The organism is Bradyrhizobium sp. B120 (assembly GCF_049075665.1).
Classification (GTDB): Bacteria; Pseudomonadota; Alphaproteobacteria; order Rhizobiales; family Xanthobacteraceae; genus Bradyrhizobium.
In genome coordinates this window covers 5,509,757-5,532,594 of sequence record NZ_CP185242.1, presented here as the reverse complement: position 1 = coordinate 5,532,594, position 22,838 = coordinate 5,509,757, and the positions used below count along the sequence as shown (strand labels likewise).

The following is a 22,838-nucleotide window of genomic DNA, read 5'->3' as shown; positions in this document are numbered from 1 at the left end:
TAGATCTAACGCGTGACATTGCTAACCCCTGTTCGAAGACTGGCTGTTCCATGAGTGCATCGGCGTTACCCACTTCCGTCGATGCGCTCGAGCAGCTCTTGACGTCGCGCGGCTATCTCGCCGAACGGTCGCTCGCGACCGTGACCTATCTCGCGCTGCGCATGGGCCGGCCGCTGTTCCTCGAAGGCGAGGCCGGCGTCGGCAAGACCGAGATCGCCAAGGTCTTGTCGGCGGCGCTCGGGCGCAAGCTGATCCGCCTGCAATGCTATGAAGGTCTCGACGTTGCCTCCGCCGTCTATGAGTGGAGCAGCGCGGCGCAGATGATCGCGATCCGGCTTGCGGAAGCCTCCGGCGACACCGATCGCGACCAGCTCGCCAGCGACATCTTCGCCGAGCGCTTCCTGATCAAGCGGCCGCTGCTGCAGGCGCTCGAGCCCGACGTTGCAGGTCCCCCGGTGCTGCTGATCGACGAGCTCGATCGCGCCGACGAGGCGTTCGAGGCGTACCTCTTGGAAATCCTCAGCGACTTTCAGGTCACGATCCCCGAGCTCGGCACCGTGAAGGCGCCGGCGCCGCCGATCGTCATCATCACCTCGAACCGCACCCGCGAGATTCATGACGCGCTGAAGCGGCGCTGCCTCTATCACTGGGTGGATTATCCCACGGCCGACCGCGAGCTCGCGATCGTCAAGTCGCGGGTGCCGAACATTTCCGCAAAACTGTCGCAGCAGGTGGTGCGCTTCGTGCAGGCGCTGCGCAACCAGGATTTCTACAAGTCGCCGGGCGTCGCCGAGACCATCGACTGGGCCACCGCGCTGTCCGAGCTCGATGCCCGCTCGCTGACGCCGCAGGTGGTCGGCGACACGCTGGGCGCGCTGCTCAAGTACCAGGACGACATCGCGCGCATGCAGGGCGATGCGTTGCAGAAGACATTGAAGGAAGCCACGAGCGACTAGCTGGGTCGCGCGCGTTACAACATCGTTCGTCATTCCGGGGCGCGCCATCCGAACTCGGGTTTACCCGAGTTCGGCAGACTTAAGTGTCCAAGTCGGCAACAACCGACTTGGAGGGCGCGAGCCCGGAATCCATACTCACGATCGTGGTTATGGATTCCGGGCTCTCGCTTCGCGATCCCCGGAATGACGGGAGTGGATAGTTCGATGCCGATCAATCACCTCGCGCCTCCGACGGGCCACATGGCCGACAACGTGATCGGCTTTGCCCGCGCGCTGCGGGCGGCCGGGCTTCCCGTCGGGCCGGGCTCGGTGATCGATGCGCTCGACGCGCTGCAGCTGATCGAGGTCGGCCATCGCCTGGACTTCTACGCCACGCTGGAGGCGATCTTCGTCAAGCGCCATGAGCATGCGCTGATCTTCCGCCAGGCCTTCGAGCTGTTCTTCCGCGCCGCCGAGGAGTGGAAGAGCATGCTGGATTCGGTCCCGCTGCCCGACCACGCCAAGAAGAAGCCGCCGCCGGCTTCGCGTCGCGTCCAGGAGGCGATGGCGCAGCCGGCGAAGAGCGAGGAGCGGCCGCAGGCCCAGGAGCAGGAGCTGAAGCTCTCGGTCTCCGACAAGGAGGTGCTGCAGAAGAAGGATTTTGCGCAGATGACCGCGGCCGAGATTGCCGAGGTGACGCGCGAGATCGCCAGGATGCGGCTGCCGCAGGCCGAGCTCGTGACCCGCCGCTACCAGCCGGATGCGCGGGGCTTGCGCCTCGACATGCGCCGCACCGTGCGCAACTCGCTGCGCACCGGCGGCGAGATCATCGATATCAGGAAGCTCGGCCGGATCGAGAAGCCGGCGCCGATCGTGGCGCTGCTCGATATCTCCGGTTCGATGAGCGAATACACGCGCCTGTTCCTGCACTTCCTGCATGCCATCACCGACTACCGCAAGCGAGTCTCGGTGTTCCTGTTCGGCACCCGCCTGACCAATGTGACGCGGGCGTTACGGGCGCGCGACCCCGACGAGGCGCTGGCGAGCTGCACGTCCTCGGTCGAGGACTGGGCCGGCGGGACGCGGATCGCGACCTCGCTGCATACCTTCAACCAGCTCTGGGCCCGCCGGGTGCTCGGGCAGGGCGCCATCGTCCTCCTTATATCCGATGGACTAGAACGCGAGGCCGATGCCAAACTGGCCTTCGAGATGGACCGTTTGCACCGCTCCTGCCGCCGCCTGATCTGGCTCAACCCGCTGCTGCGCTATTCCGGCTTCGAGGCCAAGGCCCAGGGCATCAAAATGATGCTGCCCCACGTTGACGAATTTCGCCCGGTGCATAACTTGACGTCTATCAAGGGCTTGATCGGGGCGCTGTCATCCCCGCCGCCGGCGCACCACCGCAGCCTGATCCGCTCTGTAGCCTAAGAAGCCTGACCCGATAGCAGGAGGCCACCATGCTGAACCGCGACGAAGACATCCTTCAGGCCGCTGAGACCTGGCAGAAACAGGGCCATGGCGTGGCGCTCGCCACCGTGGTCGAGACCTGGGGCTCGGCACCGCGCCCGGCCGGCTCGAGCCTCGTCATCAATGACGACGGCACGTTCCTGGGCTCGGTCTCCGGCGGCTGCGTCGAGGGCGCGGTCGTCACCGAGGCGCTCGACGTGATCGCGAGCGGCCAGCCAAAAATGCTCGAATTCGGTGTCGCGGACGAGACGGCCTGGAATGTCGGCCTGTCCTGCGGTGGCACCATCCGCGTGTTCGTCGAGAAGGTCGGTTAGCCGTGAAATTCGAAACCCTCAAGGAGCTCAACGCCGAGCGCGCCGCGCGCCGTCCGGTCATCATCGTCACCGACACCGCCAATGGCGAGCAGCGCCTGGTCAAGGCTGCGGACATCGCCGCCGATCCGCTGCGCGCCGAGCTCGCCAAGCAGCTCAGGATGGGTAAGAGCGGCAATGTCGAGGCCGCCGGCAAAAAACTGTTCCTCAACGTCTACGCGCCGACCGCAAAGCTCGTGATCATCGGCGCGGTCCATATCAGCCAGGCCCTGGCACCGCTGGCACGCTCGCTCGACTACGACGTCACGGTGGTCGATCCGCGCACGGCATTTGCAAGCCCGGAGCGTTTCCCCGACGTGCCGCTGGTCGCCGAATGGCCCGACGTCGCGCTGCCGCCGCTCAACGTCGATCACTACACGGCGTTCGTCGCGGTGACGCATGATCCCAAGATCGACGATCCGGCGCTGCTGCACGCCTTCGACCGCGACTGCTTCTATATCGGCGCGCTCGGCTCGCGGAAGACCCACGCCAAGCGGGCCGAGCGGCTGCGCGCACAGGGCGCCAAGGACAGCGACATCGCGCGCATCCATGCGCCGATCGGGCTCGACATCGGCGCGGTGTCACCGTCGGAGATCGCGGTCGCGATCATGGCCGAGATCACCGCGCAGCTACGCTTGCCTCCCAAAGAAAAAGAAGAAGCGGCATGAAGTTCGGTCCCGCCAGTCCGGCCGACGCGATTGGCGGCGTCACCGTGCATACGCTCCGCCAGGGCGCGCTGGTGCTCAAGAAGGGCACCACGATCGGCCCTGACGAGGTCGAGGCACTGACCAAGGCCGGCGTCAAGGACGTCGTCGTGGTGCGGCTGGAGGAGGGCGACGTCTCCGAGGACACAGCTGCCGCCAGCATCGCGCAGGCGGTGGCGGGCGAGGGCGTCAATGTCGAGCGCGCCTTCACCGGCCGCGCCAATCTGTTCGCGGGGCGTCCCGGCGTGCTGGTGGTCGATCGCGCCGCGGTCGACCGCATCAACGGCGTCGACGAGGCCATCACCTTCGCCACCCTCGCGGCTTACAAGCCGGTGGTCGAAGGCGAGATGATTGCGACCGTCAAGCTGATCCCGTTCGGCGTCGAGGGCCGGCTGCGCGACGCCGCCGTTGCGGAGGCCGGCAAGGGTACGCTGCGGATCGCGCCTTACGTGATCCGGAAGGTCGGCGTGGTCTCGACGCTGCTGCCGGGCCTCGCGCCGAAGGTGATCGACAAGACGCTGCGCGTGACCGCCGAGCGGCTCGCGCCGGCCGGTGCCACCATCATCGCCGAGCGCCGGGTGCCGCATGACGAGACCGTGCTTGCGGCTTCGATCAAGGAATTGCTCGGCTTGGGGGCCGAGCTCGTCATCGTGTTCGGCGCATCCGCGATCGCCGACCGCCGCGACGTCATTCCGGCCGCGATCACCGAGATCGGCGGCGCGATCGAGCATTTCGGCATGCCGGTCGATCCCGGCAATCTTCTCCTGATCGGCAGCGCCGGCGGCGTGCCGGTGCTGGGTGCGCCGGGCTGCGCGCGCTCGCCGGTCGAGAACGGTTTTGACTGGGTGCTGATGCGGCTGCTCGCCGGCATCAAGGTGAGGCGGTCGGATCTCACCGGCATGGGCGTCGGCGGTTTGTTGATGGAGATCGTGACGCGGCCGCAACCGCGCACCGTCCCCGACACCGAAGGCAACCGCCGTGTCGCGGCGATTGTGCTCGCCGCCGGACGCTCGACCCGGATGAGCGGCCCGAACAAGCTGCTCGCCGAACTCGACGGCAAGAAGCTTGCGCGCATCGTCGCCGAGCAGGCGCTGGCCTCGAAGGCCTCGGAGGTGATCGTCGTCACCGGGCATCAGGCCGATCTGGTCGAGCAGGCGCTTGATGGACTCAAGGTCAAGTTCGTCCGCAATCCGGATTTTGCCGGCGGGCTCGCCAGCTCGGTGAAGGCCGGCATCTCGGCGGTCTCCGACAGCGCCGACGGCGCGGTCGTCTGCCTCGGCGACATGCCGCTGATCGATGCGAAGTTGATCGATCGCCTGATCGAAGCCTTTGCACCTGACCGCGGCCACCTGATCGCGATCCCCGTCTGCGAGGGCCGCCGTGGCAATCCGGTCTTGTGGTCGCGGCGTTTCTTCAGGGAATTGATGACGCTCGACGGCGACATCGGCGCCCGTCATCTGATCGCCAAGCATGTCGAAGTGGTCGCCGAGGTCCCGGTCGAAGGCAACAGCGCCTTCCTCGACATCGACACGCCGCAGGCGCTGGAAGCCGCAAGGCGCGGCTAGCTCCATCCGCCGTCGTCCCGGCCAAGCGAAGCGCGAGCGGGGACCCATAACCACAGGATGCACTTGTTGTGCGACGCTGGGGCCCCAGCGAATTCGATTACACAAGGCGGTGGTTATGGGTCCCGGCCTTCGCCGGGACGACGCGTGGTTGGAGTTGCGCCCTTCAACCCGTCATTCACCATCTGGAAACGACCCCTTTGTAGAGTCCGCGCCGGACTTTGGGGGATTTCCGCTTGATCATTTCGACCGCCGCCGCGCAGCGCCGCGCGCTGACGATTCTCGTCCTGACATTGCTGCTCGGTGCCACGCGTTTCTCCGTGGAAACCTTCGTCCCCAAGGCTCACGCGGCCGGCGCGTTCGCGGTCGGCAGATGCGGGGCGTATGGCCAGGCCTACGACTATCCGGCGGAAGGCGCGGCGCGCGCCGCGGCGCTGAAGCAGTGCAAGGGCGATTGCACCGCCGTCACGATGAAGCGCGCCTGTGCCGCGCTCGCGATCGACATGAAGAATCCCTGCGGCGCGCATGGTTACGCGGTGGCGCCGAAGATCTCGAGTTCGCTCAATGCCGCGACCAAGAAGTGCTACGACTACGGCGGCAAGGAATGCGTGATCCGCGCCTGGGCCTGCGACGCCAAGGGATAGGGCTCGTCCATCCGCAAGGTCCGCTTGGCTGGGCAAAGCGCGCCGATGGCCCGCGACCCCGAGCCGCGTTCAGACGGCGCCGTAGAAGTGCCGATATTGCCAGGCGGCGTCGCTTTGTAGTTGAGATTCGGACCACGATTGGTCTTTGAACCGCGTGACCGACATCGGCGATAGATCGACCGGCGGCTTGCCGTCCACGATCCAGGCGGCAAGCGCCTCGCCGACGGTCGGCGAGATCGACAGACCGGCGACGTTGCATCCGCTTGCAAAATAGAAGCCGGTCGCGCCGGCGGCTGGGCCAAGAATATGATGGCCGTCGGCGGTCATCGTCGGAATGCCACCGCGAAATTCCCGCACCTTGGCGGTTTGCAGGAACGGGAGCTGGTCCTTCACCTCATCGGCGGCTGCATGAAGCACGTCGATGTCGAGCGGCATGTCCTTGACGTCGAAGTCAGCCCCAAGCGATTGCATATCGAAGAAGCGCGGCGTTTCCTCGTAGACGCCCCACAGGAAGCCGCCCTGACACGGTCGCGTATACACCGCGGCATCCATGATGCGGATCATCGGCAAATCGGCACGCGCGCCGTCCAAGGGCTCGGTGACGATCAATTGCTGCCGGGTCGGCACCAGCGGCACGCGAATTCCGCTTGCTTCCGCGACCTGCCGCGTCCACGCGCCGGCGGCATCGACAACGACTGAGCTTTCAATGACACCGCTCGCCGTGGTCACGCCGATCACGTTGCCGCCGATGATGTTGACGGCGCGTACGTCGGTCTTCGGCAGCAAGGTTGCACCGTGGGCAGCCGCGGCCCTGGCGAAACCGACGGCCACCTGCGCCGGATCGAAATAGCGGTCGTCGCCGATCCGCATCGCGGCGACAATACCCGCCGGCTGCAAAAACGGATTGAGGCGGCCCGCCTGCTCCGGCGAGATCAGCTCGACATCGAGGTCCACGCGGCGTCCGCGCGCAAAGTCGTCCTCGATCACTTCGGCGTCCTGCGGCCGACGTGCGATCTTCAGGCTGCCCGAATGCACCCAGTCGAGCGGCTGACCGGTTTCTTCCGTGAACGCCTCGATCTTGCGGCATGCGTCCTTGATGAGGCCAATCATCAAGTCGCTCTTGCGCACGCAGCTCACCATGCCTGCAGCGCGGGGCGAGGTTTGCGATCCGATCTCATGCTTGTCGACAAGGGCGACGCTGAGACCTCCACGCTTGCTCAAGTAATAGGCTGTGGCAGCGCCCAATCCGCCCGAACCAATAACAACAACATCGGCCTTGCTGATCATGATGCAATGCCCCGAAATATGCTGATGGTAATCGAACGCCCGAAGCCTACTCCGCTGCGCAGGACCTGACTACGGCTATCCGTCCGGGGTACAGGCCTCAGGCCTAGCGGTTGAGATCGCCGGTCTGCGCATGGGCCTGTGCGCGGTAGGTCAAGGCCTTGGCGAGATACTTGCCGGCGAACTTGCCTGATCCGATCGCCTGTCGCGAGCCCGGAATGGCAGGTTCAGGTCGGGCAGGGCAGTCCCGGGGTCTCAAAGAGAAACTAAGGTCAGCGCCCGGCGGGCAGATGAGGGATGCACCGTCAGAACTGGTGTTTGTCGCCAACCTGCGGATAGATTTAGTCCTATGCAGTTCGACACCAAGATCGCGGTCGTGATCCGCACTGACCTGGAAGTCTGGCAGAAGCTCAACGTGGCGTCGTTTCTCGCCGGTGGCATCGCAGCTTCCTTTCCCGAATGTATCGGCGAGAATTACGAGGACGGCTCGGGGACGAAATATCTGTCCCTGATCGGCCAGCCGATCCTGATCTACGGCGCCGACCGTGCGCAGCTGTCACGCGCGCTGGATCGCGCACTGGCGCGCGACGTGCGGCCTGCGCTCTACACCGAGGACATGTTCAAGACCACGCATGACGCCGCCAACCGCGAGGTGGTGAGGGCGGTGGTGCGCGCCGACCTCAACCTGGTCGGTCTTGCCTTTCGCGCCGAGCGCAAGGTGGTCGACAAGATCCTCGATGGGCTGAAGTTTCATACCTAGCGCGGTACGCCGCCGTGTTCCATTGGCTCATCCCGCAAGTAGATATTTCAGGGGGGAGAGGCCGCAGAGCCTGATGCGTTTGGCGGCAAGATGCGATGTTCGATCTTTACATTGAGCTGCGCCGCGGCTTTTTCTGCAATCGCCAGGAATTGCTGCGCCTTTTCCGTAAGGGGGTGCCGCGTCAGAAGGTTGATCCAGATATTCTTTCGCAACGCCTCCGGTCGAACCTCATAGATCTGACCGCTTTGAACAAAATCGAAATAGGCGTTGAACTTGGCTTGCAGGGCCAACAAGTGCTGCAACTCATCCGACCAGTCCCAGCCATCGATAATCGTCAGGAAAATCGCTGAGCCGTCCCTGGCGGTGCTGATCGCATCAATAACGTCCACCTTGTCCAAAGACATCGACCCGATCCCGATTTCTTTCTCACGATAACCCGCTGAGTGAAGCTTCGCTATGCGTCCGCAAGCAAGGCCCCAGGCCAAGGTCGCACGAATGTGCCGGTGATAGTGCGTAGGATGGGGTAGAGCGCAGCGGAACCCATCGATCTTATCCGCGCGGTGAGATGATGAGTTTCTGTTAGCCTGCCGTCTCTCCCTGTCGTCATTCCGGGGCGACGCGCAGCATCGAGCCCGGAATCCATTCGTCCAGAAGTTATGCCGCTTGATGGATTCCGGGCTCGTGCTTCGCACGCCCCGGAATGACGAGAGGGGCGACACCCATGGGGTGATCGGTGCCCGGCTTGTCCCTGCGCCCTTCAATCGTCAGATAAGCGAAAACAGCCAGAAAGCTCGGGGTTTAGGCCCCGAAATCGCGGGCGTATGTCCGCATCGGAGATCGCCGCCACGACAGGAACACTCGGCGCCGCCGCGCGCTTTCCTTGATCGAATTGACAATGACTGACCAGTCAGTCATAATGCGCCTATGACAAAGCGCACCGAAAAGACGACCCGCACCCAGCCCGCCAAACGCCGGACCACGATCCGCCCTGCCGCGGCGAGGATCCCGAAGGTGGCCTCGGCACCCTTGCCTGAGGCGAAGCCGGCTGCGAGCCGCGCCGGGAAATCCGCCGAGCGGCGCGCGGCGATCATCGAGGCGGCGATGGACGAGTTCATCGCGCGCGGTTTTGCGGCGGCGCGGCTCGACGACGTCGCCAAGCGCGCCGGCGTCGCCAAGGGTACGCTCTATCTCTACTTCAAGGACAAGGAATCGATGTTCGAGGAGCTGATCCGCACCGCGCTGGTGCCGCTGATCGGCCGCCTGACCGCGCTGCCCACCATCACCGGTCCGGTGCGCGACGCGGTGGAGGGATTTGCCGAGACCTTCATGCACGAGGTCGTGGCGACCCGGCGCGGCGACATCATCCGCCTGATCGTGTCCGAAGGGCCGCGCTTTCCGGCGATCGCCGATTTCTATTTCCGCGAGGTGGTGTCGAAGGGCCTGACCGGCATGAAGGCGCTGGTGCAGCTCGCGATCACGCGCGGCGAGATCAGGCACCGCGAGCTCGGGGATTTCCCGCAGCTGGTCGTCGCGCCTGCGATCGTCGCGGTGATCTGGCAGAGCCTGTTTGCCCGCCACGCGCCGCTCGACGGGCTCGCGATGTTCAAGGTGCATCTCGATCTGATCTTCGGCGAACGGAGGAAGACATGACCGCGTCGCGCATGATGAAGCTGATGACGGTCGTCGCGCTGGCGGCTGCGCTGGCCGGCTGCAAGGAGATACGCGACCCCGGCTTCCAGGGCTGGGTCGAGGCCGACATGATCTTCGTCAGCCCGGATGAATCCGGCCGCGTCATCAAGCTCAACGTGCGCGAGGGCGACGAGGTCAAGCCCGGCGATATGCTCTATTCGGTCGACGACGATCTGCAGCGCGCCGATCTCAACCAGAACAACGCGACCTTGGCGAACGCGCAGCAGAGCTATGACCGTGCGGCCTCGCTGCGCGGCACCGGCGCCGGCACCCAGGCTAATCTGGATTCCGCCGTCTCGGCGCTGCGCGTCGCGGAAGCGCGCGTCGTCACCTCGCAGACCCGGCTCGACCGCCGCAAGGGCTTCGCGCCGATCGCGGGCGCGATCCAGCAGATCTATTTCCGCGAGGGCGAGATGGTGCAGGCGCAGCGGCCGGTGCTGTCGATCATGCCGCCCGGCAACATGAAGCTGCGGTTCTTCGTGCCGGAGACCGAGCTGCCGAAGCTCGCGCTCGGCGACGAGGTGAGGGTGACCTGCGACAATTGCGCGGCCGATCTCACGGCGAAGATCTACTTCATCGCCACCACGGCGGAGTACACGCCGCCCGTCATTTACAGCCTCGATGAGCGCAACAAGCTGGTCTATCTGATCCAGGCGCGGCCGAGCCGGCCCGATGTGCTGCGCGTCGGCCAGCCGATCAGCATCTACCTCAATCCCAAGACGCCGGTCGCGGAGCGCCGATGAACAGCGGCCCCACCAGCGCGCAGCCCGACGGATCGCGTATCGCGATCGATGTGAAGGGGCTGACCAAATCGTTCAATGGGCGCGAGGTGGTCCATGACCTGTCGATGCAGGTCAAGCGCGGCTCGATCTACGGCTTCCTCGGCCCCAACGGCAGCGGCAAGACCACCACCATCCGCATCCTGTGCGGTCTGCTGACACCCGACAGCGGCGAGGGCACCTGCCTCGGCTACGACATCCGGCGCGATGCCGACAAGATCAAGCGCAAGGTCGGCTACATGACGCAGCGCTTCAGCCTCTACCAGGACCTGTCGGTGCGCGAGAACCTGGAGTTCGTGGCGCGGCTCTATGGCATGCCGGACGCGCGGGGCGCCGCGGCCGACATGATCGCGCGGATCGGGTTGAAGGGCCGCGAGGAGCAGCTCGCCGCCAATCTCTCCGGCGGCTGGAAGCAGCGGCTGGCGCTCGGCGCCTGCACGCTGCCCAATCCGCAATTGCTGCTGCTGGACGAGCCGACCGCCGGCGTCGATCCCAAGGCGCGGCGCGATTTCTGGAACGAGATCCACGCGCTCGCGGCCGAGGGTCTCACCGTGCTGGTCTCGACCCATTACATGGACGAGGCCGAACGCTGTCATGAGATCGCCTATATCGCCTACGGTCATCTGCTGGCGCACGGCACGGTGGACGAGGTGATCGCGGCCTCCGCGCTGTCGACCTGGACGGTGACGGGCGAGGATTTCAACGGGCTGATGGCCGAACTGTCAGGCAAGCCCGGCGTCGACATGGTGGCGCCGTTCGGCACCAGCCTGCATGTCTCCGGCCGCGACAAGGCGGCGCTCGAGGCTGCCATCGCGCCCTACCGCGGCAATTCGAAGTGGCACTGGCAGCCGAGCGAGCCGTCGCTCGAAGACGTCTTCATCGATCTGATGGGGCGCTCCAAGGACAACTTCCAAGGATAACCGCCATGAGTGCGACGGATACGATCCGGAAAGATGAAGAGAGGGAGCCGGCGTTCGGCTTCTGGCGGCGCAGCTATGCGATGCTGGTCAAGGAGTTCATCCAGCTCCGTCGCGACCGCGTCTCGTTCGCCATGATCATCATGCTGCCGGTGATGCAGCTCACGCTGTTCGGCTACGCCATCAACACCACGCCGCGCAACCTGCCGACCGCGGTGCTGACCCAGGAGGACACCGACCTCGGGCGTTCGATCCTGAAGGCGATGGAGAACACCGCCTATTTCCATTTTGTCCGTGAGGTCCACACCGTCGAGGAATTCGACGAACTCCTGCAGTCCGGCAAGGTGCTGTTCGGCGTCGAGATCCCGCGCGGCTTCGAGCGCGCGGTGCGGCGCGGCGACCGGCCGGCGCTGCTGGTCGCGGCCGATGCCACCGACCCCACCGCGGCGGGTTCGGCACTCGGTACGCTCGGGCCGCTGGTGCAATCGGCTCTGGCGCACGATCTGCACATCGGCGATCCCCCGGACATGCCGTTCGAGATCCGCGCCCATGCCCGCTACAATCCGGCGGCGGATTCGCGCCTCAACATCGTGCCCGGCCTGGTCGGGACCATCCTGACCATGACGATGCTGATCTTCACCGCGCTCTCGGTGACGCGCGAGATCGAGCGCGGCACCATGGAGAGCCTGCTGTCGATGCCGATCAAGCCGGTCGAGGTGATGTTCGGCAAGATCATCCCCTATGTGCTGGTCGGCTTCATCCAGGCTACCCTGATCATCGCCATCGGTATCTTGCTGTTCGGCGTGCCGGTGCTCGGCAGTCTGACGCTGCTGGCGCTGCTCACCACGCTGTTCATCACCACCAACCTGTCGATCGGCTACACCTTCTCGACCATCGTACAGAACCAGCTGCAGGCGATGCAGCTCTCGATGATGTTCTTCCTGCCGAGCATCCTGCTGTCCGGCTTCATGTTTCCGTTCGCGGGCATGCCGGTCTGGGCGCAGTATATCGGCGAGGGGCTGCCGCTGACCCATTTCGTCCGCATCGTCCGCGCCATCATGCTGAAGGGCGCCGGGATGCCGAACCTGCAATACGACACCATCGCGCTGGCCGCCCTGATGCTGTTCGCCATGACGGTTGCCGTGACGCGCTTCCGCCGTACGCTCGATTGAGGCTATGATGGATGCCATCAATGATCGTCATTCCGGGGCGATGCGAAGCATCGAACCCGGAATCTCGAGATTCCGGGTTCGCTTCGCGCCCCGGAATGACCGGGGCGGGGAAATGGCGGAATCTTCGGATATTGATAGCGCGGCGGCAAGCACGACGGTATCCGCCGATTTCCACCACGCCTTGATGCGCGAGGTGATGACCACCGAGCTGCTCCGCATCAAGGTGCTGATCGGCACGACCATCGTGCTGGGGGCGATCAGCCTGCTGGTGTATCTGTTCGCGCCCGAGGCGGTCAGCCGGGTCTGGCACGGCAACCTCAACCCGATCTACATTTTCTATGTCACCGTTCCGCTGATCCTGTTCGAAATCTGGGTGCACAGTGCGATCAGCTGGTACAGGCGCAAGGGCCGCGACCTGCCGGTGATCCGGCGCTACGTCGGCGTACTGGTCGAGACCTCGTTGCCGACCGTCGTGCTGGCGCTGCATATCGACAGCATGGGCCGCCAGGAGGCGCTCGGCTTCGTCGCCCCTCTGGTCTATTTCGTGTTCATCATCCTCTCGACGCTGCGGCTCGATTTCTGGCTCTCGACCTTTACCGGCGTCGTCGCCGCGACCGAGCTGTTCTACATGGCGGTGTTCTTCCATGCGGCTGCTGGCGTCGCGGCCGATCAGGGCATCTATTATCACGCCGCGCGCAGCACGATCATCCTGATCTGCGGCGTGCTGGCCGGCGCGGTCGGCCTGCAGCTGCGGCGGCAGTTCGCGGCCAGCATCGCCGCCGCCACCGCGCGCGACCGCATCACCAATCTGTTCGGCCAGCACGTCTCGCCGCAGGTGGTCGAACGCCTGATGGCGGAGGGGGCCTCTACCGCGAGCGACATCCGCCGTGTCGCCGTGATGTTCGTCGATTTCCGCAGCTTCACCGCGGGCGCGCGCTCACGCTCGCCGCAGGAGGTGGTCGACCGGCTCGACGGCGCCTTTGCCGTGCTGGTCGATATCCTCGATCGCCATGGCGGCATCGTGAACAAGTTTCTCGGCGACGGCTTTCTCGCGCTGTTCGGCGCGCCGTTCGAGGCCGGCGACGCCGCGCATCAGGCGGTCGCCGCCGCGCGCGAGATGCTGGCCGCCAACGAGCGCACCAATGCGTCGTCGAGCTGGCCGCTGCGCATCGGCATCGGCATCCATATCGGCGAGGTCGTGGCCGGTAATATCGGCTCGCCGCGGCGCAAGGAATACACCGTGATCGGCGACACCGTGAATTTTGCCGCCCGGCTCGAAGCGCTCAACAAGGAGCTCGGCTCGCAATTCCTGATCTCGTCCGCGGTGCGCGAGGCGCTCGGCGACGAATGCAAGGACGCCGTGTCGCGCGGCGAGGTCCCGGTGCGGGGTTACGAGCACCCGGTGGCGGTCTGGCAATTGGGGTAGGGCCCAGCATTCAGGCTTGAGGTAATAAGGTAGCGATTGACGCGGCCTCCTATACTCATATAGATGACTATATGAATTCAGCTCTCGACGACCGCCTCCCGCGCTACCAGCGTCTCCGCGACGACCTCGCGGCGCGCATCAATCGCAATGAATGGCGTCCCGGGGACCTGATCCCCTCCGAGGCCGAGCTCGGCGCGCATTACGGCGTCGCGATCGGCACCGTGCGCAAGGCGATCGATCAGCTCGTCAGCGACGGCGTGCTGGAGCGTCAGCAGGGCCGCGGCACCTTCGTGCGCCGCGCGCGGTTCAATTCGTCGCTGTTCCGCTTCTTCCGCTTCCAGTCCGAGAGCGGCGAGCGCCGCGTGCCGCAAAGCCGTATCCTGCGGCGCAAGGCGATGCCGGCGACTTCGGCCGTCGCCTCGGCGCTGCGCATCGGCGTCGGCGAACCCGTCATCAGCCTGTCGCGCCTGCGGCTGATCGACGACGTGCCGCTATTGGCCGAGGAGATCTGGCTCGAGAGGTCGCGCTTCGAGGCGCTGCTCGCGCTCGCGACCTCCGAGTTCGGCGATCTCTTGTATCCGCTCTATGAGGACCGCTGCGGCCAGGTCGTGGTCTCCGCCGATGAAATCCTCACCGTCGAGATCGCGACCGAGATGCAATCGCGCCTGCTGCGATTGGAGGCCAATGCGCCGCTGATCGTGATCGAGCGCCTGGCGTTCGATCTGGAGCGGCGGCCGATCGAATGGCGCCGCTCGCGCGGGCCGGCGGATCGCTTCCGCTACCACGCCGAGATCAGATAGCGCGGTAACCAAACACAACAACATAACAATTCACAGGGAGAAGAAATGGCAAACTGGTACAGCGAATGCTCGCCGCTCGAACGGCGCACCTTCTGGGCAAGCTTCGGCGGCTGGGGGTTGGATGCACTCGACGTCCAGATGTTCAGCCTCGCGATTCCAGCGCTGATCACGGCCTTCGGGATCAGCAAGGCCGACGCCGGTCTGCTCGGCTCGGTCACGCTGTTCTTCGGCGCGTTCGGCGGCTGGCTCGGCGGCGCGCTCGGCGACCGTTTCGGGCGGGTGCAGGCGTTGCAGATCACGGTCGCGACCTTTGCGCTCGCGACCTTCGCCTCGGCCTTCGCGATGAGCTACAGCCAGCTCGTGGTCCTGAAGGCGATCCAGGGCATCGGCTTCGGTGCCGAATGGGCGTGCGGTGCGGTGCTGATGGCCGAGATCATTCGCGCCGAGCATCGCGGCAAGGCGCTCGGCGCCGTGCAGAGCGCCTGGGCGGTCGGCTGGGGTGCGGCCGTGCTGCTGTCGGCTTTGGTCTTCACCTATGCGCCCGCCGAGATCGCCTGGCGCATCCTGTTCGCGGTCGGCCTGATCCCGGCGCTGCTGATCCTGTATATCCGCCGCGGGCTGAAGGAGCCGCCGCGCGCCGCAGCGCGCGAGGCCGAGCCGCCGTTCTTCGCGACGCTCGCCGGAATCTTTCACCGCGACGTGCTGCGCTCGACCTTGATCGGCGGTCTGTTCGGCATCGGCGCCCATGGCGGCTATGCGGCGCTGACGACATTCCTGCCGACCTTCCTGCGCGAGGTGCGGCATCTCTCGGTGCTCGGCTCCAGCGCCTATCTCGCCGTCATCATCGTCGCCTTCTTCTGCGGCTGCGTGGTCTCGGGGATCATCAGCGACCGCATCGGGCGGCGCGCCAATGTGACGCTGTTCGCCGCTGCCTGCGTCGTGACGGTGCTGGTCTACATCTTCGCGCCGCTCTCGAATTCGCAGATGCTGGTGCTCGGCTTTCCGCTCGGCTTCTTCTCGGCGGGCATTCCCGCCAGCATGGCGGCGCTGTTCAGCGAGCTCTATCCGGCCGGCGTGCGCGGCACCGGCGTCGGCTTCTGCTACAATTTCGGCCGCATCGTCTCCGCGGCGTTTCCCTTCCTGGTCGGCTACCTCAGCGATCACATCGGCCTTGGCGCTGCGATCGGGATCGACGCGGCGTTCGCCTATTCGCTGGTGCTGGTCGCGGTGCTGATGCTGCCGGAAACCCGCGGCAAGGTTTTCGAGCAGGCCGCCGCCACGCGCGCGTGATGACGAGGAATAATCATGACATCGTACGAACCTGGGTTGACGCGGCGAAAATTCGCCGCGGGAGTGGTTGCCGCGCTGTCGGCAGGCGGATTGGCGAGCAAGGTGAGGGCTGAGGTGCCGAAACTCGCGATCGATACCCACGCCCACGTCTTCCATCGCGGGCTGAAGCTCGCGGCCGGCCGACGCTACGCGCCCGACTACGACGCGCCGCTCGCGCTCTATCTGCAGCAGCTCGACCAGAACGGCATCACCAACGGCGTGTTGGTGCAGCCGAGCTTTCTCGGCACCGACAATTCTTATCTCGTCGAATGCCTGAAGGCGACCAATGGCCGGCTGCGCGGCATCGCCGTGGTCGACGTTGCCGTTGCCGCCGACGAGCTGCGCGCGCTCGACCGTGCCGGCGTCGCCGGCATCCGTCTCAATCTGGTCGGCCAGAAGCTGCCTGATCTGACGTCGCCGGAGTGGACGGCGCTGCTGGCACAGATCAGGACGCTCGACTGGCAGGTCGAGATCCAGCGCAACGCCGGCGATCTCGCGACGCTCGCGCCAACGCTGCTCGACCAGGGCGTGAAAGTCGTGCTCGATCATTTCGCCTTGCCCGATCCGAAGCTCGGCATCGACGATCCCGGATTCCAGTCGGTCCTCAAGCTTGGCGCGACGCGAAATGTCTGGGTCAAGATCTCCGCACCCTATCGCAACGGCGCCGCTGGCGAGACGTTCGCGAAGCAGGCTTATCCGTTGCTGCGCACGGCTTTCGGCGTCGACCGGCTACTGTGGGGCAGCGACTGGCCGCACACCCAATTCGAGGCGACGCAGAGCTACGCGAAGAACCGCAAATTCCTCGACGAGCTCATCGTCGACGCTGATGAGCGCGCCCGCGTGCTCGCATCGCCGCGCGAGTTGTTTCGCTTCTAAAGCATGATCCGGAAAAGTGTGAAGCGGTTTTCCGAGAAGATCATGCTCAAACAAGGAGCGCGATTGTACCGAGTGCTCTGAAGGGCGTCGTTGCTGCTGTGTTACGATGACGCCATCGGAATGACCGGCACAAGGACACGCAAGATGCAGCGCCACTATATCACCGTCGACGTTTTCACCGACCGCACCTTCGGCGGCAACCCGCTCGCCGTGGTGCTCGACGCCGAAGGGCTGTCGAGCGAAGAGATGCAGGCGATCGCGACCGAGTTCAACTATTCCGAGACGACCTTCGTGCTGCCGCCGCAGGACAAGGCCAACGACGCCCAGGTTCGCATCTTCACGCCGGTCAGAGAACTGCCGTTTGCCGGCCATCCCAATGTCGGCACCGCCTTCGTGCTGGCACAGCTTGCGAACGAGCCGAAGCCACGTCTGATCTTCGAGGAGAAGGCGGGGTTGGTCCCGGTCGATATCGCGCGAGAGGGCGGCAGGGTCGTTGCCACTGAACTGACCGCGCCGCAGCCGCTGTCGCGCCTGTCGCAATTCTCCGCCGCCGAGGTCGCGAGCCTGATCTCGCTCACCGCAGACGACGTCAGGACGGATCGCCAGGCACCGCAGGTGGTCGGCGTCGGAACGCCGTTCCTGGTCTTTGAGGTCGCATCGCGCGATGCGGTGCGGCGGGCAAAACCGGATGCGGCGGCGTTCGGCCGCTTCTTCCCGCGTGACGGCGCATTCTCTGCGTACTTCTACACGCGCGACGTCCCCGTTGCGGAGGCGCCTTGCGATCTGCAGGCGCGGATGTTCTTTCCGGGATCAAGCGGCCTGATCGAGGATCCGGCCACGGGCAGCGCAACGGTCGCCGCGGCCGCGCTGCTTGCCGCGCTCGATTCGTTGCGCGACGGCACCCTGAAGCTGACGGTCGGCCAGGGCTTTGACATGGGCCGGCCGAGCCTGCTGCTGACCCGCGTGCGCAAGCAGGATGGCGCAGTCCTATCCGCACATGTCGGCGGGGCCTGCGTGCAGATGATGGAGGGGACGTTGCGCCTGGAGGGGAAAGGCTAAACCTGCGGCGCGGTGAGATTCTCGATCTTGACGCCGTCGCGGTCCTCGATGATCTCGGCGATCCAGCGGCGGTGACAATGTTCGTGGTCGCGCTCGTAGCAGAGGATGCAGACCGGGCCGGACTTCTTCACCAGCGCCGACAGCTCGTCGCGCTCCTCCTTGGCCTGCACCGTCTTGAGGTGCGCCGAATAGACCTTGTGCAGCAGCGCATATTGCCCGCTGCGCGCCGCCTCCCGGCCGCTCTTCGGCGTGCCGAGGCCGCGGAGGTGGACGTAGCCGATGCCGCGCTCGTCGAGGCCCGCGGCGAGCTGGCTCTTGGAGAAGCCGGGGCGGCGCGAGGAGGCTACCGCGCGGACATCGACCAGCAGCTTGACGCCGGCATGCTCGAGCTCATCGAGCACGGCCTTGGACGGCGTCTGCTCGTAGCCGATGGTGAACAGCTTTTTCGCCTTCGCCATCGGCCCTCTCCCTCACTTCACCCGTTCGATCAATTCCATCGCGCCCGCCGGCGCGCGGATCTTGCCCTCGTGGATCACGTAGGCGAACACGTCGCGCGGCGCCTTCTTCGGCGCTGATTTGTCGACCCGCGGCAGGTCGTCCGGCTCGCTGCCGCCGGCCCAGTCCTGAAACCGCTTGGCCCAGGCATCGAGCTGCTTCGGCGGATAGCAGGTCTTCAGTTCGTCATTGCCCTTCTGCAACCGGGCATAGACGAAATCGCTGGCGACGTCGGCAATCGCCGGATACTTGCCGTGCTCGGCGAACACCACCGGCACCTGGTGCTCGCGAATGAGGGCGATGAACTCGGGCACGCAAAAGCTGTCGTGCCGCACCTCGACGACATGGCGCAGCGCGCGGCCGTCGAGCTTGCGCGGCAACAGCTCGAGGAACTTGCCGAAATCGGCGCCGTCGAATTTCTTGGTCGGCGCGAACTGCCACAGCACCGGGCCGAGCCGGTCCTTCAGCTCCAGCACGCCCGAATCATAGAACCGCTTCACCGAATCGCCGGCCTCGGCGAGCACGCGGCGGTTGGTCGCGAAGCGCGGCCCCTTCAGCGAGAAGATGAATCCATCAGGGACTTCGCTGGCCCATTTGCGAAAGCTCTCCGGTTTCTGCGATCCGTAATAGGTGCCGTTGATCTCGATCGAGGTCAGCTTGGAGGCGGCGTAGGACAGCTCCTTCGCCTGCGTGAGCTTCTCGGGATAGAACACCCCGCGCCACGGCTCGAAGGTCCAGCCGCCGATGCCGATATAGATGTTGCCTGCGTCTGTCTTGGTCGCCTTGGTGGGAGCTTTGGCCACGACTGCACTCATCGCGAGGAGGGGGAACGGGGATCGAGAGTAGTCAAAATAATCGTGATTGGCCAGTTTGCCAGATTGGCGCAGGGGTGCTTATCGTCGTTGTCGCTCTTCGCTACGATGCGCCAAAATGGAGAACAACAATGCGCATGCTGGTTGCGGCCGCCCTCCTGATCACGTCCTCCGCTGCCATATCGCCCGCTGCGATATCGTCCGCTGCAATGGCCGACGAGGTCGACGATGCGCACAAGCTCGCGATCACCGGCCGCGACGCCTACTGGAATTGTCTCGCCCGCGAATATCCCCGCGACAGCAACAAGGCGCTGTCCGACCAGGAGTTCAGCTCGCTGATCGCCAATGTCTGTCCCTCGGAGCGGCAGAATTTCCGGGTGTCGCTGATCGACTTCCTGTCGCTGCAGTTTCCGAAGCAGGATGCCGACGCCAATCTGACGACGGCCAACCGCGCGATCGATCTGGCGCAGAAGGACATCGTGACCGCCTTCACCCGCCGCAGGGCCGCGGCGAAATAGGTTCCCGAATCCTGTTGCGGCCGGCCGATTTTTGATATCAATCCGCGCAGGCAAGGGGATGATCGGCATGAGATCACAATCGACGGCAGGCTTCTTGGGCGCGGTGGTCGCAGCCGTCGCGCTGGCGGCTGCGTTCATCTACGGGCCGTCGCCGAGCCAGCTCCGTAACCCGAGCCAGCCCGCGGCAGCGCAGCCGCAGGCGGCTCCCGCCGCTGAGGCCGCGCCGGCGGCCCCGCGCGGCCCGGTGATCCGGGAAGTCCCCAACAACTAGCGCCAACCCTTTGCAGACCCGCCCTTGCAGGCCGCCCCTTGCGGACCGCCTGGGGCCTTCCCATCTAGCGTCCAACGGCGACGTTGCAGCTTAAGGGCTCCGGCGCCGGGACGACCACGACATTGTTTGGCTGCGCCGGATGTACGCGCGCCCCTTGTTCGTGGTCGTTGGCATTTTCAGAGCTATTTTGCCCCGTTTTCCCGCTTTCCGAGACAGCGTTTGGGCCGGCCCGCCTTGGCAGCGGGGGAGGCTGCGGCTATACGCTGGCGCTCATGAATGACGCCATCAAACTAGGCCCCGAAACCTCCTCGCAGGCAGCAAGTTTGCCGCAGCTTTCGGTGGTCGTCCCGACCTTCAACGAACGCGACAATGTCACGGTGCTGTACCGCCGGCTCGACGCGACCCTGAAGGACGTGTCCTGGGAGGTCATCTTCGTCGATGACAATTCGCCCGACGGTACCTGGGACGTGGTGCGCGCCCTGGCGCGGAAGGATTCCCGGGTGCGCTGCATCCGCCGGATCGGCCGGCGCGGTCTGTCCGGCGCCTGCATCGAGGGCATCCTGGCCTCGAGCGCGCCCTATGCCGCGGTCATGGATGCCGACCTCCAGCATGACGAGACCCAGCTCCCGAAGATGTTCGCCCTGCTGCAGAGCGGCGAAGCCGAGCTCGTGGTCGGCAGCCGCTATATCGAAGGCTACAAGACCGAAGGATTCAACAAGCAGCGCGCCGGCGCCAGCGCCTTTGCCACCGAGATCGCGCGCCGCTCGTTGAAAGTCGAGATCGCCGACCCGATGAGCGGCTTCTTCATGATCCGCCGCGACCGTTTCGAGCAGCTTGCGCCGCAGCTGTCGACCCAGGGCTTCAAGATCCTGCTCGATGTCGTGGCGACGGCGGAAGGCAAGCTGCGCGCGGTCGAAATTCCGTACACATTCGGTGCCCGCCAGCATGGCGAGAGCAAGCTTGACTCGATGGTCGCGCTCGACTTCCTTGGCCTGGTGCTGGCGAAGCTGACCAACGACGTGATCTCGCTGCGCTTCATTCTGTTCGCAGCGGTCGGCGGGCTCGGCCTGCTGGTGCATCTCAGCGTGCTGTTCATCGCGCTGGAACTGTTCAAGGCGCCATTCCCGGAGGCCCAGGCCACCGGCGCGATCGTTGCCATGACCAGCAACTTCATCCTCAACAATTTCCTGACCTATCGCGACCAGCGGCTGAAGGGCTTTGGCATCCTGCGCGGCCTGCTGCTGTTCTATCTGGTCTGCAGCGTCGGCCTGCTGGCCAATGTCGGCGTCGCGTTCTCGGTCTACGACCAGGAGCCGATCTGGTGGCTTGCGGGCGCGGCCGGCGCGCTGATGGGCGTGGTGTGGAACTACGCGATGTCCGGGCTGTTCGTCTGGCGCAAGCGATGACGGTGGCATGAACGCGAACGAGGCGCGGCTGGCCCGGAACACCGCTCTTGCGGTGTGCGCGCTGGTCGTGTTGCGGCTGGCCGCAGCCGCATGGACGCCGCTGACCTTCGACGAAGCCTATTACTGGATGTGGTCGAAGGCGCTCGCCGGCGGCTATTACGACCATCCGCCGATGGTGGCGGTCGTGATCCGGCTCGGCACCATGATCGCGGGCGATACGCCGTTCGGCGTGCGGGTGGCGTCGATCCTGCTCGCGTTGCCGATGAGCTGGGCGATCTATCGGGCAACCGAGATCCTGTTCGGCGGCCGGCGCATCGCCGCCAGCGCAACGATCCTGCTCAATGTCACACTGATGGCCGCCGTCGGCACGCTGATCGTGACGCCGGATGCGCCGCTGCTGGTTGCCGCGAGCTTCCTGCTGTATTCGCTTGCAAAGGTGCTGGAGAGCGGCCGCGGCGCCTGGTGGCTTGCGGTCGGCGTCAGCGCGGGCCTGGCGCTGCTGTCGAAATACACGGCGCTGTTCTTTGGACCCGCGATCCTGATCTGGCTTGCTGTCGTGCCGAAGCTGCGGCGCTGGTATCTCTCGCCGTGGCTCTATCTCGGCGGCCTGGTTGCGGCCGGCCTGTTTGCGCCGGTCGTGCTCTGGAATGCCGATCACCACTGGGTGTCGTTCATCAAACAGATGGGCCGCGCCCGGATCGAGGACTTCCGCCCGAACTACATCGCCGAGCTGATCCCGACGCAGTTGGCGTTCGCGACGCCCTTGGTCTTCATCCTCGGTGTGATGGGCCTCTACGCGCTCTACCGGCGCCGCGCCGGCGCGATGCCCGCGCGCGTGCTGGTCAACACGATGTTCTGGACCATCGTGGTCTACTTCACCTGGCACGCGCTGCATGCGCGGGTCGAGGCCAACTGGTTCGCGCCGGTCTATCCGGCGTTTGCGGTGGCGGCCGCGGTCGCGGCGATCCAGGTGCAGTGGGCGCCGCGCGAGCAGCGCACGATCGATTTCTGCCGCCGCTGGGCCGCGCCCACGGGGGTCGTGTTGTTCGCGCTGCTGATCGTGCAGGCCAACACCGGCATGCTCTCGGGCTACCGCCGCGACGCCACCGTGCGCAGCGTCGGCGTCGGCTGGCAGGAACTCGCCGGCGAGATTGAGGCGGTGCGCGCGCGGTCCGGCGCGAGCTGCGTGCTGGCGCCGGACTACGGCACCACCGGCTGGCTGGCCTTCTATCTCCCCAAGGGCACCTGCGTCGCGCAACAAGGCCAGCGCATTCGCTGGGTCAACATGCCTGAGCCGAGCCCGGCGCAGCTGGCCGGCAAGCTGCTGTATGTGCATGAGGTCGAGCAGGCGATGCCGACCTCGATGCGCGACAATTTCGCCCATGTCGAAACCGTGGCCGAGATAAAACGCATGCGTGGGCCATTGGTGATCGAGACCTACGCGCTCGATCTGCTGGATGGCGCAAAGGGCGAGGTCTTCGACCGTTCGCCGCCGCCGGAACTGCAATAAAGCCGTCGCCGTTGATGTCGGATCGACCGGTTCCGGTTCGTCTTCCAGGGAGCCCGTCAACCACGCGAGGTTC

24 protein-coding genes are annotated in these 22,838 nt (G+C 65.4%); 20 read left to right on the top strand and 4 right to left on the bottom strand.

Going from position 1 to position 22,838, the window contains the following annotated elements; all coding sequences use genetic code 11:
- The first annotated feature begins 50 nt into the window (after window positions 1-50).
- The 6 genes from ACOIX3_RS25665 (at window position 51) to ACOIX3_RS25640 (ending at window position 5,662) form a co-directional block, all read left to right on the top strand.
- The gene (locus tag ACOIX3_RS25665; RefSeq protein ID WP_223976218.1) at window positions 51-956 is read left to right on the top strand and encodes an AAA family ATPase; all 906 of its coding nucleotides are present in this window, start codon (window positions 51-53) and stop codon (window positions 954-956) included.
- Window positions 957-1,160: 204 nt separating this feature from the next.
- A complete protein-coding gene (locus ACOIX3_RS25660; protein WP_375775489.1) occupies window positions 1,161-2,363 on the top strand; it encodes a vWA domain-containing protein in 1,203 nt (400 codons plus the stop codon).
- 29 nt (window positions 2,364-2,392) lie between these two features.
- Window positions 2,393-2,716 (top strand): XdhC family protein, encoded by a 324-nt coding sequence (locus ACOIX3_RS25655; protein ID WP_021077800.1) that lies wholly within the window; start codon window positions 2,393-2,395, stop codon window positions 2,714-2,716.
- Between the two features lie 2 nt (window positions 2,717-2,718).
- Window positions 2,719-3,420, top strand: coding sequence for an XdhC family protein (locus tag ACOIX3_RS25650; RefSeq protein ID WP_420964817.1), 702 nt, complete (start codon window positions 2,719-2,721; stop codon window positions 3,418-3,420).
- On the top strand, window positions 3,417-5,021 hold the full coding sequence (locus ACOIX3_RS25645) for an NTP transferase domain-containing protein (RefSeq protein ID WP_420964816.1): 1,605 nt from the start codon (window positions 3,417-3,419) through the stop codon (window positions 5,019-5,021). The genes ACOIX3_RS25650 and ACOIX3_RS25645 overlap by 4 nt, the downstream gene beginning before the upstream one ends.
- Window positions 5,022-5,311: 290 nt before the next feature.
- Window positions 5,312-5,662, top strand: a complete 351-nt coding sequence (locus tag ACOIX3_RS25640) for a DUF4189 domain-containing protein (RefSeq protein WP_420971791.1) — start codon at window positions 5,312-5,314, stop codon at window positions 5,660-5,662.
- Window positions 5,663-5,731: 69 nt separating this feature from the next.
- Here ACOIX3_RS25640 and ACOIX3_RS25635 read toward each other — a convergent pair whose 3' ends face one another.
- Complete coding sequence (locus ACOIX3_RS25635; RefSeq protein ID WP_420964815.1) at window positions 5,732-6,949, bottom strand: NAD(P)/FAD-dependent oxidoreductase; 1,218 nt, start codon at window positions 6,947-6,949, stop codon at window positions 5,732-5,734.
- A gap of 346 nt (window positions 6,950-7,295) precedes the next feature.
- Here ACOIX3_RS25635 and ACOIX3_RS25630 point away from each other — a divergent pair, with 346 nt between their 5' ends.
- Window positions 7,296-7,706: a DUF2000 family protein gene (locus ACOIX3_RS25630; protein ID WP_420964814.1), complete on the top strand. Its 411-nt coding sequence runs from the start codon at window positions 7,296-7,298 to the stop codon at window positions 7,704-7,706.
- A 47-nt stretch (window positions 7,707-7,753) separates the two neighbouring features.
- Here ACOIX3_RS25630 and ACOIX3_RS25625 read toward each other — a convergent pair whose 3' ends face one another.
- The gene (locus ACOIX3_RS25625) at window positions 7,754-8,110 is read right to left on the bottom strand and encodes a DUF6572 domain-containing protein (RefSeq protein ID WP_420964813.1); all 357 of its coding nucleotides are present in this window, start codon (window positions 8,108-8,110) and stop codon (window positions 7,754-7,756) included.
- Window positions 8,111-8,630: 520 nt separating this feature from the next.
- Between ACOIX3_RS25625 and ACOIX3_RS25620 the strand changes: the two genes are divergently transcribed.
- From ACOIX3_RS25620 to ACOIX3_RS25580, 9 genes are all read left to right on the top strand, one after another.
- Window positions 8,631-9,356, top strand: a complete 726-nt coding sequence (locus ACOIX3_RS25620) for a TetR/AcrR family transcriptional regulator (RefSeq protein ID WP_420964812.1) — start codon at window positions 8,631-8,633, stop codon at window positions 9,354-9,356.
- Window positions 9,353-10,138, top strand: coding sequence for an HlyD family secretion protein (locus ACOIX3_RS25615; RefSeq protein ID WP_420964811.1), 786 nt, complete (start codon window positions 9,353-9,355; stop codon window positions 10,136-10,138). Before ACOIX3_RS25620 ends, ACOIX3_RS25615 begins: the two co-directional genes overlap by 4 nt.
- The gene (locus ACOIX3_RS25610) at window positions 10,135-11,094 is read left to right on the top strand and encodes an ABC transporter ATP-binding protein (protein WP_420964810.1); all 960 of its coding nucleotides are present in this window, start codon (window positions 10,135-10,137) and stop codon (window positions 11,092-11,094) included. The genes ACOIX3_RS25615 and ACOIX3_RS25610 overlap by 4 nt, the downstream gene beginning before the upstream one ends.
- A 5-nt stretch (window positions 11,095-11,099) precedes the next feature.
- Window positions 11,100-12,263: an ABC transporter permease gene (locus ACOIX3_RS25605; RefSeq protein WP_420964809.1), complete on the top strand. Its 1,164-nt coding sequence runs from the start codon at window positions 11,100-11,102 to the stop codon at window positions 12,261-12,263.
- A gap of 112 nt (window positions 12,264-12,375) precedes the next feature.
- The gene (locus ACOIX3_RS25600; protein WP_420964808.1) at window positions 12,376-13,689 is read left to right on the top strand and encodes an adenylate/guanylate cyclase domain-containing protein; all 1,314 of its coding nucleotides are present in this window, start codon (window positions 12,376-12,378) and stop codon (window positions 13,687-13,689) included.
- Between the two features lie 71 nt (window positions 13,690-13,760).
- Window positions 13,761-14,489 carry a GntR family transcriptional regulator gene (locus tag ACOIX3_RS25595; protein ID WP_223976249.1) on the top strand — a complete coding sequence of 243 codons (729 nt, stop codon included), beginning with the start codon at window positions 13,761-13,763 and terminating at the stop codon, window positions 14,487-14,489.
- A gap of 45 nt (window positions 14,490-14,534) precedes the next feature.
- Entirely contained in the window at window positions 14,535-15,779 is a 1,245-nt protein-coding gene (locus tag ACOIX3_RS25590) for an MFS transporter (protein WP_420964807.1), read from the top strand.
- Window positions 15,780-15,794: 15 nt separating this feature from the next.
- Window positions 15,795-16,694, top strand: coding sequence for an amidohydrolase family protein (locus ACOIX3_RS25585; protein ID WP_420964806.1), 900 nt, complete (start codon window positions 15,795-15,797; stop codon window positions 16,692-16,694).
- Window positions 16,695-16,838: 144 nt separating this feature from the next.
- The gene (locus ACOIX3_RS25580) at window positions 16,839-17,753 is read left to right on the top strand and encodes a PhzF family phenazine biosynthesis protein (protein WP_420964805.1); all 915 of its coding nucleotides are present in this window, start codon (window positions 16,839-16,841) and stop codon (window positions 17,751-17,753) included.
- Here the strand turns inward: ACOIX3_RS25580 and ACOIX3_RS25575 are convergent.
- Window positions 17,750-18,211, bottom strand: a complete 462-nt coding sequence (locus ACOIX3_RS25575; RefSeq protein ID WP_420964804.1) for a DUF488 family protein — start codon at window positions 18,209-18,211, stop codon at window positions 17,750-17,752. The genes ACOIX3_RS25580 and ACOIX3_RS25575 overlap by 4 nt on opposite strands.
- A 12-nt stretch (window positions 18,212-18,223) precedes the next feature.
- Window positions 18,224-19,051 carry a DUF72 domain-containing protein gene (locus ACOIX3_RS25570; RefSeq protein ID WP_420964803.1) on the bottom strand — a complete coding sequence of 276 codons (828 nt, stop codon included), beginning with the start codon at window positions 19,049-19,051 and terminating at the stop codon, window positions 18,224-18,226.
- 140 nt (window positions 19,052-19,191) lie between these two features.
- Here ACOIX3_RS25570 and ACOIX3_RS25565 point away from each other — a divergent pair, with 140 nt between their 5' ends.
- From ACOIX3_RS25565 to ACOIX3_RS25550, 4 genes are all read left to right on the top strand, one after another.
- Complete coding sequence (locus ACOIX3_RS25565) at window positions 19,192-19,578, top strand: hypothetical protein (RefSeq protein ID WP_420964802.1); 387 nt, start codon at window positions 19,192-19,194, stop codon at window positions 19,576-19,578.
- A 67-nt stretch (window positions 19,579-19,645) separates the two neighbouring features.
- On the top strand, window positions 19,646-19,849 hold the full coding sequence (locus tag ACOIX3_RS25560) for a hypothetical protein (protein ID WP_420964801.1): 204 nt from the start codon (window positions 19,646-19,648) through the stop codon (window positions 19,847-19,849).
- Window positions 19,850-20,121: 272 nt separating this feature from the next.
- Window positions 20,122-21,255, top strand: a complete 1,134-nt coding sequence (locus ACOIX3_RS25555; protein WP_420964800.1) for a glycosyltransferase — start codon at window positions 20,122-20,124, stop codon at window positions 21,253-21,255.
- Window positions 21,256-21,262: 7 nt separating this feature from the next.
- A complete protein-coding gene (locus tag ACOIX3_RS25550) occupies window positions 21,263-22,765 on the top strand; it encodes a glycosyltransferase family 39 protein (protein WP_420964799.1) in 1,503 nt (500 codons plus the stop codon).
- The last annotated feature ends 73 nt before the right edge of the window (window positions 22,766-22,838 follow it).